Below are 8,886 nucleotides of genomic sequence, written 5' to 3'. Positions count from 1 at the left end.
CGCCGGCGCCGGCGCCGAGCGGGTAGGCCGCGGCCAGCCGGGCCCGCGAGCCGAAGGGGGAGGGGCGGTCAGACGTAGTCATCGGTACCCGGCGCGGCAATCACGATCTCGCCGGCTTCGGCCAGGCGGCGGGCGACCTGCAGGATGGACTTCTGCTCGGCCTCGACCTGCGACACGCGCACCGGTCCGCGCAGCTCCATGTCCTCGCGCAGCGTCTCGGCGGCACGCGTCGACATGTTGCTCAGGAACTTGTCGCGCAGCTCCTGCGGCGCGCCCTTGAGCGCGATGATCAGCGAGTCGGACTCGATGTCCTTCAGCAGGCGCTGGATGCTGCGGTCTTCCAGGCTCAGCAGGTTCTCGAACACGAACATCTCGTCGATGATCCGCTGCGCCAGCGCCTCGTCGTGCTCGCGCACATGGGCGATGGCTTCCTCTTCCTGCGCGCTCGCCATCAGGTTGACGATCTCGGCGGCGGTGCGCACGCCGCCCAGGCGGCTGCGCTTCAGGCCCTGGCCCGACAGCATCTCGGTCAGCACGTCGGTCAGCTCCATGAGGGCCGAGGGTTGCACGCCGCCGAAGGTGGCCACGCGCATGATGACGTCGTGGCGCAGGCGGGCCGGCAGCTTCTCGAGCACCTCCGAGGCCTTCATGCGGTCCAGGTGGATCAGCACGGTCGCCAGGATCTGCGGATGCTCGTCGCGGATCAGCTCGGCCACCTCGCTGGCCTCGAGCTGGTTCAGGCGCTCGATGCCGCTGTGCGGCTCGTCGGCCTGGAGGATGTCCTCCAGCAGGTTGCTGGCGCGGTCGTCGCCCAGCGCCTTCTTGAGCACCGCGCGGATGTAGCTGCTCGAGCCCAGGTGCAGCGCCGAGAGCTGCTCGGTCTCCTGGCGGAACTCGGACAGCACCGAGTTCAGCTCGTCCTTGGAGACCGCGGCGAGCTTCGCCATCGCGAGGCCGAGGGTCTGCACCTCGGAGGTGGCGAGGTGGGCCAGCGCCGCGGCGGCGCGGTCTTCACCGAGGGCCATCAGCAGGATGGCGCTCTTGCGGGTTCCGGTTTCACTGATCATGGGCGTTCATCCAGTGCTGGATCAGCGTGGCGACCAGCTTGGGATCCTGGTCGGCGAGTTGATGGGCGTATTCCATATCTGCCTTCTGGCGGGCGGCCTCGCGCTGGCGCAGGCTTTCTTCGGCGGAGACCGTCGGCTCCTGCGACAACTCCGGCTCCTCGGCGACGGCGTCGTCCGGGACGCTCGCCACGGCCGGGGCCGGCGCGGGCGGCGGCGCCAGGTGCTTGCGCAGCAGGGGCCGCAGCACTGCGAACCAGGCGAACAGGGCGAGCAGGGCCAGCAGCAGGTACTGCCCGACGGACTTGCCGAGATCGAGGTTCTCGCGGTCGCGCCAGAACGGGACGTCCGCCGTGGCCGGCTCGCGGTGGTCGTCCGCGAAGGCGCTGTTGACCACGTTGAGCGAGTCGCCGCGGTCCTGGCTGAAGCCCATGGCCTCGCGGGTCAGGTTCCGGATCTGCTCGATCTCGACCGGGGTGAGCGCGCGCGGGCTGGTCTTGCCGGCGCCGTCGGTCGCATCCTTGTAGTTGACGACCACCGCCACCGACAGCCGCTTGATGCCGCCGGCACTTTGCTGCACGTGGCGGATCGAGCGGTCGAGCTCGTAGTTGGTCGTGACGTCCTTGCGCGAGCTGCCGGAGCCGGTGGCCACCGCCGCGGTCGCAACCGGCGCGGGGGCACCGTTCGCCGCGCCAGGCGCAGTCGGAGCACCGGGGGTTCCGGGGGCACCCGGGGTTCCGGGCTTGGGCGCGGTCGCGATCGGCGCGCTCGGGTTGCCCGGCGGCTGGTTCGACAGGGCGCCGGGAACGCCGCCGGGCGGAAGGCCGCCCTGCTGCAGCGATTCGCTCGACTGCTGGCTGCGCATCGCGGCCTTGCCGGGCTCCTGGTTCGGGCGGTACGTCTCGTCGGTGTGCTCCATGACCGAGAAGTCGACGTCGGCCGCCACCTGCGCGCGCACGTTGCTGGCGCCGACGATGGGTTGCAGGATGGCTTCGATGCGGCGGATGTAGCCCTGCTCGATCTCCTGCACGTACTTGAGCTGGCTCACGTCCAGGCCGCGGGTGCCGCTGTTGGCCGCCGACAGCAGGTTGCCGCGCTGGTCGACCACCGTGACGCTCTTGGGGTCGAGCTCCGGCACGCTGCTGGAGATCATGTGGACGATGGCGCTGACCTGGCCCTCGTCGATGCTGCGGCCGCGCTGCAGCGTCAGCACCACCGAGGCCGAGGGCTTCTTCTGCTCGCGCACGAAGAGCGAAGGCTTCGGCAGCGCCAGATGGACCCGCGCCGACTCCACCGTGCCGACCGATTCGATCGAGCGCGCCAGCTCGCCTTCGAGCGCGCGCTGGTAGTTGACCTGCTCGGCGAACTGGCTGGTGCCGAACTTCTGGTTGTCCATCAGTTCGAAGCCGACGCCGCCGGCCTTGGGCAGGCCCTGGGCCGCGAGCTTGAGCCGCACCTCGGGCACCTTGTCGCCGGCGATCAGGATCGCGCCGCCGCCCTCGGCGAACTTGTAGGGCACGTTCATCTGCTGCAGCGACGCGATGATCGCGCCGCCGTCGCGGTCCGACACGTTGGTGTAGAGCACCTTGTAGTCGGGGCCGCGGTTCCAGAGTGTGAACGCCGCCACGGCGGTCACCAGCGCGGCCGCGCCGACGATCATCGGCAGCTTCGGCTGGGCGCGCAGGCGTTCGAGCATCGGGGGGAGCGAGGACGCCGCGGGCGCCGCGCTCGCGGGTGCCGTCGAACTCATGCGCGGATCCTCGCCATGGCCGGTGCGCCGGGAAGGTGCGTCGTCATGCGCAGGTAGGAAGTTTGTTGTTCAGAGGTCATGCCGGAGGCCGTAGAAGTCGTCAGCGGGCTTGTCGTTTCGCGATTGATTGTGAGCAGTCGTAACAGATTCGATGGTCCGAACAGCGGGGGCTTTTGCCGTCTGTTAGCGGCTTCCATCGGGGTCTTCCCTTGCTACGCTGAAAGGACGACGGAGCGCCTGGGCGCTTCTTTAGCAACACCAAAGTTCCAACAAACGAAAGAGTTCCTCATGTCGATCGCCGCCATCGAATCCGTTCTGCAGCAGATGCGGGTCACCTCGCTGCAGGCGGGCTTCACGCCCGCCGCCGCCGCGCCCGCCGAGACCGGCGGCTTCGCGGCCGAGCTCAAGCGCTCGCTGGACAACATCAGCGGCGCCCAGACCCGGGCCTACGGCCAGGCCGAGGCCTTCGAACTCGGCAAGCCCGGCATCGCGCTGAACGACGTCATGGTCGACCTGCAGAAGGCCAACGTGGCGTTCCAGACCGGGCTGCAGGTGCGCAACCGGCTCGTAAGCGCCTATCAGGAAGTGATGAACCTGCCGGCTTGAGCCGCCGGGGTCGTGGACGGGGTCGGTGCTTTTTTGCGCCGAGCCCTAAATGTTTCCAGGGGCCTGCCGATAACTGAACCAACGGTGGCCTGAGTCTCACGGTGAGATCGGAACCAGCGTTACGGCCAGAGGCCGGAAGTCCACAACCTTTGTCATCAGGAGTCGAACATGGCGTCAGTCATCAATACCAACAGCCTTTCTCTGCTCACGCAGAACAACCTGACCAAGTCGCAGTCGTCGCTGAACACCGCGATCCAGCGTCTGTCGTCCGGCCTGCGCATCAACAGCGCCAAGGACGACGCCGCCGGCCAAGCCATCGCCAACCGTTTCACGGCCAACATCAAGGGCCTGACGCAAGCTTCGCGCAACGCCAACGACGGCATCTCGATCGCCCAAACGACTGAAGGCGCGTTGACCGAAGTCAACAACAACCTGCAGCGCGTTCGTGAACTGTCGGTGCAAGCCGCCACCGGCACCAACTCGGCCAGCGACCTGGACTCGATCCAGGGTGAAATCAAGCTGCGCCTGGACGAAATCAACCGCGTCTCGGAGCAGACCCAGTTCAACGGCGTGAAGGTTCTGTCGGCCGACGCCGGCAAGCTGACCGTGCAAGTCGGCGCGAACGATGGCGAGACGATCGACATCGACCTGAAGGAAATCAGCGCGAAGACACTGGGTCTCGACAGCTTCAACGTGAACAACACCGGCGCGGCGAACAAGAACGCGACCGCGACCGACCTGTTGATCGCCGGTTTCGCGCAGAACGGTGTCCCGGTTGCCGGCGTGACCACGTACGACCGTACGCTGACCGCGGCCGCCAATGGCGGTGTTTCGTCGGATGCGCTGGCAACGTTGAAAGACGGCGGGATTGTCAAAGTGGGTACGGAAACGTTCACCTACAGCGCTGCGACGAAGAGCTACGCTGCTGGCGATAGCGCTCGGACGCTGGCCGCGACGAATGCCTCCCTGACCCCGCCAGTCGGTGGCAGCGCGACGGCAACCGTCACCATCGGCGCCAAGTCGATGGATGTCAAGATCGACAGCAACGGCGCCCTGACCGATGCCAACGATGGCTCGGCGCTGTACCTCGATGCAACCAAGAACCTGACCAAGACCGGCGCGGCTTCCACCCCCGCCACCGTCGCGACGCTGACCGCTGCCGCAACGGGCATGCAAGCGGGCGACACGATCAAGATCGGCGCAACCGGTGCGACCTACACGTCGGGGGGCGCCACGTTCGCCGTCACGGGCGAGAAGGCTTCGGCGGACGCGGTTGCTGTCAAGCTCAAGACTGTGGGCGGCACCGTCGACTCCGACGGCGACGCTACTGTGGACTACACGGCGGCCGCCGGCGGCGCCCTCGCCGGCGTCTTCATGGGTGCCAGCGGGTTGACGGCCACTGCCCTCGAAACGATCAAGTTGAATGCCAACGGCATCGCAACCGACGCGGCTGGCAGCGTGCTGTACGCCGATTCGTCCAAGCCCGGCAAGGTGACGACTCAGGCCGTCAGCGCCGGCAAGGCAACGGTCGATCCGCTCAAGGCACTCGATGCAGCCCTGTCCAAGGTGGACCAACTGCGCAGCTCGCTGGGTGCGGTGCAGAACCGTTTCGACTCGGTGATCGCCAACCTCGGCACTACGGTGACCAACCTGTCTTCCTCGCGTTCGCGCATCGAAGACGCCGACTACGCCACGGAAGTGTCGAACATGACCCGCGCGCAGATCCTGCAGCAAGCCGGTACCTCGGTGCTGGCCCAGGCGAACCAGACCACGCAAGGCGTGCTGTCGCTCCTGCGTTGATCGACTAGCAGATAGGAAAAGGAATGCCAGGCCCCTCCCGCAAGGGAAGGTCCTGGCGGCCGCAGGCCTCACCGCCTGCGCTGTCCCCTGCGGCCATGCCCGACGGCGAGGCCGCAGAGGACAGCGAAGTCAAGAAGAACCAAGGTGGAAAACATGTCGAACCCCGTGCCTGCCGCTCTCGCAATGGAAAGCCCCTGGACGCAACTGCTCGCCGGTCGCGCCGGCGGCGCCGCGGTCGCGACGGCATTCGCCGGTGCGGCCGCCGTGTCGGAACCGGTCGAAGAAGCGACCCCTGAGCAGATCGAGACGGCGGTGCAGGAGGTCAACGCGTCGTTTGCGAACCGCTCCATCGGCCTGCAGTTCGAGATCGACCGGGACATCGACAAGGTCATCGTGAAAGTGGTCGACCGGACCAGCGGCGAAGTGATTCGCCAGATCCCGAACGAGGAAGTGGTTCGTTTCGCCAAGGTGATGGGTCGATCGGCCGGCCAGCTGGTGAGCCAGCAGGCCTGAAGGCCGCGCCCCTTCTTCATTCATCAACAAGGAATTCACTCAAATGGCAACGATCAGCAGCCTGGGCGTCGGCTCCAACCTCGACCTGAGCAGCCTGCTCAAGCAACTCCAGACGGCGGAGAGCCAGCCCCTGGTGGCCCTGCAGGCGAAGGCGAAGAGCTACACCAGCAAGCTGTCGGCCTATGGCTCGCTGCAAAGCGCGCTCGGCGTCCTGCAGGGCGCCGCCAAGAAGCTGTCCGACCCGGCGCTGTTCCAGACCGTCACGGGCACGCCCACCGTGAGCGGCATCCTCTCCGCCTCATCCACCGACGCCAGTTCGGCGGGCAGCTACAGCATCACCGTGTCGAAGCTGGCGCAGGCGCAGTCGGCCATCACGGCGGGCCAGGCCAGCACCACCACCGCGATCGGCAGCGGCAAGATCACGATCGACTTCGGCACCATCACCGGCGACGCGCTGGACGCCGCGACCGGCAAGTACAGCGGCGCCGGCTTCAACCCGGACGCCTCGCGCGTCGCGAAGCCGATCACCATCGATGCCACCAACAACACGCTGGGCGGCATCCGCGATGCGATCAACGCGGCCGATGCCGGCGTCACGGCCAGCATCGTCAACGACGGCAGCGGCACGCCCAATCGCCTGGTGCTGGTCTCCACGCAGACCGGCGCGGCCTCGAGCATGCGGATCTCGGTCGATGGCGACGCGGCGCTGCAGAACCTGCTGAACAACGACCCGGCCGGCACGCAGAACCTGCAGCAGTCGGTCGCGGCGCAGAACGCCGAGCTCACCGTCAACGGCATCGCCATCACCAGCGCCAGCAACACGGTCAAGGAAGCGATCCAGGGCACCACGCTCACGCTGGTGTCGGCCGGCACGACCGGTCTCTCGATGAAGGCCAACACGGCCTCGGTGAAGACCGCGATCAACGATTTCGTCAAGGCTTTCAACAGTCTGCAGAGCACGGCGACCTCGCTCACCGCCTACGACGCCGACACCAAGACCGGCGCCGCGCTGGTCGGCGACTCGACCTTGCGCCTGCTCCAGACCCGGATCCGGCAGGCGCTCACGACGCCGCAGGCGGGCGGACCCAACGACATGAAGGTGCTGACGGAGATCGGCGTGGCGTTCCAGAAGGACGGGACGCTGGCCGTGGATTCGACCAAGCTCGACAAGGCGCTCGACGCCAACCTGGAAGGGGTCTCGAGGCTCTTCGCCAGCGCCACCGGCAGCACGGCGGGCTACGGCAAGCAGCTGGACACGCTGGTGGAGGACCTCAATCGCAACGGCGGCTCGCTGAAGGTGGCCACCGACGGCGTGACCACGACGATCAAGGAACTCGACAAGCAGTACGACGCGATGCAGGTACGGGTGGATGCCACGGTGGATCGCTACCGCAAGCAGTTCAGCCAGCTCGACGTGCTGATCAACAGCATGAACAGCACCATGAGCTACCTCACGAAGCAATTCGATGCGATGAACGCCAGCAACGGCAAGTAATCCAGCCACCCGAGAGCCGCCGATGTACACACCCCACAGCTTCAGGACCGGCGCCGGCGCCTATGCGCGCATCGGCGTCGACACCGGCGCGATGAGCGCCTCGCCACACCAGCTGATCTGCATGCTGTTCGACGGCGCCCAGTCGTCCATCGGCATGGCCCGGCACCACCTGTCGGTCGGCGACATCGGAGCCAGGGGCCAGGCGATCTCGAAGGCGATCGACATCGTCGACAACGGCCTCGCGGCCGCGCTCGACGCCAAGGCCGCGGGCCCGGAAGGCGAGGCCCTGGTGGCCAACCTGTCGGCGCTCTATGGCTACATCATCCAGAAGCTTCTCTACGCCAACCTGCGCAACGACGTGCAGGCGCTCGACGAAGCCGATGGCCTTCTCGAAAACATTGCATCGGCCTGGCGCGAGATCGACGCCGRCCCCGCGCGCAGCTGACGCGCCCGATGAGAACCACAGGGGACAAAATGGCAGCCAGGAGTGAAGTCGTGCATTGCTACGGGCAACTCGCCTCGGGCGTTGCACGCATGGCGGAGCTGGCCCGGGCCAGGGAGTGGGGCCAGCTGCCCGCGCTGGAGGAGCAGTGCGCGGCGATCGTCGATCGCCTGAAGGTGCTCGCTCCGCTGGAGGCGCTCGACCCCAGCCAGTTCGAGCAGACCTGTCGCCTGATCGACCAGATCCGTGCCGACCAGGACGAGGTCTGCGGGCTGGTCAAGCCGCAGATCGAACAGTTGATCGCCCGCATGAGCTTCCTGCAGCAGCAGCGCAGCCTGGGCAAGGCCTACGGGCCGCCGCACTGAGCGGACGCGAGCTGGCCATGAGTGGACTCACCGGACTGATCGATGCGCTGCTGGCCGCCAAGGCTTCGCCGCGGCTGGACGTGCTCGCGATCAAGACCGAAGCCCAGATCGGCGCGCCCGGCGCGGTGGCACAGGTGCTGAAGGTCGACAACGACGTGCGCCTGCCCTCGAAGGCCGCGCTCGATCGCCTGCTTCCCGGTGGTTCGCCGAGCCTGCCGCCTGCCCACGCGGCGCAGCAGCCGCCCGAGGCCGAACTGTCGGTGGCGGCGCGCGTCATCAGCGCGGTGCTGGCCGACCTCGAAACGGATGCCGGCCCGGTGCGCGGCACCGCGCCCGCCTGGCCTTCGCAGCAGGCGCCCTCGGCCCCCGCGCTGGCCAGCGCGCTGTCGCAGACCGTGGCCCACAGCGGCCTGTTCTACGAATCGCATCTGGTCGATTTCGCATCCGGCAGTCGCACGCTGGCGCAAATGCTGGAGGAGCCCCAGGCGCGCTGGGCGACACCGCTGGCCGCGCAGAGAGCGGCCGAGCCGGCGGCCGCCGCGGCGCTTCCGGTGAACCCGGCGGCCGTCTCGACCTTGCCGGTGGCCCCCGCGGTCGCCCAATTGGCGACGCCCGTGCCGGAGACCGCAGCGCCGGCCGTCGCCGATCCGAAGCAGGGCGCGCCCGCGTCTTCGCCGCGCGCCGCATCGCCGGCCGCCCAGGCCGGCGCGCCGGCGGACGGCGCCGCCCCGCAGGATGCCGACGCCGGTGCATCCGCGGATGCCGCACGTCTGCAGGCCGCCTACGGGCGCAGCGAGGCCGCGCGCCCGGCACCGGCACCGGAAACGGCCGTGTCCGCGCGCCTGGAAGAG

General features: G+C 68.0%; 9 protein-coding genes and 1 pseudogene. 7 read left to right on the top strand and 3 right to left on the bottom strand.

The annotated features are described in order from the left end of the window. Window positions 1-68 precede the first annotated feature (68 nt). From fliG to AC1D2K_RS22975, 3 genes are read right to left on the bottom strand one after another with little or no spacing between them, the layout of a single operon-like run. Window positions 69-1,067 carry a flagellar motor switch protein FliG gene (fliG, locus tag AC1D2K_RS22985; protein ID WP_478091246.1) on the bottom strand — a complete coding sequence of 333 codons (999 nt, stop codon included), beginning with the start codon at window positions 1,065-1,067 and terminating at the stop codon, window positions 69-71. After that, window positions 1,057-2,814, bottom strand: a complete 1,758-nt coding sequence (fliF, locus tag AC1D2K_RS22980) for a flagellar basal-body MS-ring/collar protein FliF (protein ID WP_478091245.1) — start codon at window positions 2,812-2,814, stop codon at window positions 1,057-1,059. Before fliF ends, fliG begins: the two co-directional genes overlap by 11 nt. Continuing rightward, window positions 2,811-3,011 (bottom strand): hypothetical protein, encoded by a 201-nt coding sequence (locus AC1D2K_RS22975; RefSeq protein WP_478091243.1) that lies wholly within the window; start codon window positions 3,009-3,011, stop codon window positions 2,811-2,813. Before AC1D2K_RS22975 ends, fliF begins: the two co-directional genes overlap by 4 nt. A 91-nt stretch (window positions 3,012-3,102) precedes the next feature. Here AC1D2K_RS22975 and fliE point away from each other — a divergent pair, with 91 nt between their 5' ends. The 7 genes and pseudogenes from fliE to AC1D2K_RS22940 all read left to right on the top strand — a co-directional run. Further along, window positions 3,103-3,420, top strand: a complete 318-nt coding sequence (gene fliE / locus AC1D2K_RS22970) for a flagellar hook-basal body complex protein FliE (RefSeq protein WP_478091242.1) — start codon at window positions 3,103-3,105, stop codon at window positions 3,418-3,420. 168 nt (window positions 3,421-3,588) lie between these two features. Next, window positions 3,589-5,220 carry a flagellin N-terminal helical domain-containing protein gene (locus tag AC1D2K_RS22965; protein ID WP_478091240.1) on the top strand — a complete coding sequence of 544 codons (1,632 nt, stop codon included), beginning with the start codon at window positions 3,589-3,591 and terminating at the stop codon, window positions 5,218-5,220. Between the two features lie 165 nt (window positions 5,221-5,385). Further along, complete coding sequence (locus AC1D2K_RS22960) at window positions 5,386-5,733, top strand: flagellar protein FlaG (RefSeq protein ID WP_478091239.1); 348 nt, start codon at window positions 5,386-5,388, stop codon at window positions 5,731-5,733. A 43-nt stretch (window positions 5,734-5,776) separates the two neighbouring features. After that, window positions 5,777-7,228, top strand: a complete 1,452-nt coding sequence (gene fliD / locus AC1D2K_RS22955) for a flagellar filament capping protein FliD (protein ID WP_478091237.1) — start codon at window positions 5,777-5,779, stop codon at window positions 7,226-7,228. Between the two features lie 22 nt (window positions 7,229-7,250). Next, the gene (gene fliS / locus AC1D2K_RS22950) at window positions 7,251-7,673 is read left to right on the top strand and encodes a flagellar export chaperone FliS (RefSeq protein WP_478091236.1); all 423 of its coding nucleotides are present in this window, start codon (window positions 7,251-7,253) and stop codon (window positions 7,671-7,673) included. A 29-nt stretch (window positions 7,674-7,702) separates the two neighbouring features. After that, window positions 7,703-8,035 carry a flagellar protein FliT gene (locus AC1D2K_RS22945; RefSeq protein ID WP_478091234.1) on the top strand — a complete coding sequence of 111 codons (333 nt, stop codon included), beginning with the start codon at window positions 7,703-7,705 and terminating at the stop codon, window positions 8,033-8,035. Between the two features lie 17 nt (window positions 8,036-8,052). Then, window positions 8,053-8,886: pseudogene (locus tag AC1D2K_RS22940) on the top strand (hypothetical protein); the annotation flags it as partial.

Source organism: Variovorax sp. P1_H12_2 (assembly GCF_056405335.1).
This window is presented reverse-complemented; position numbering and strand designations above follow the sequence as displayed.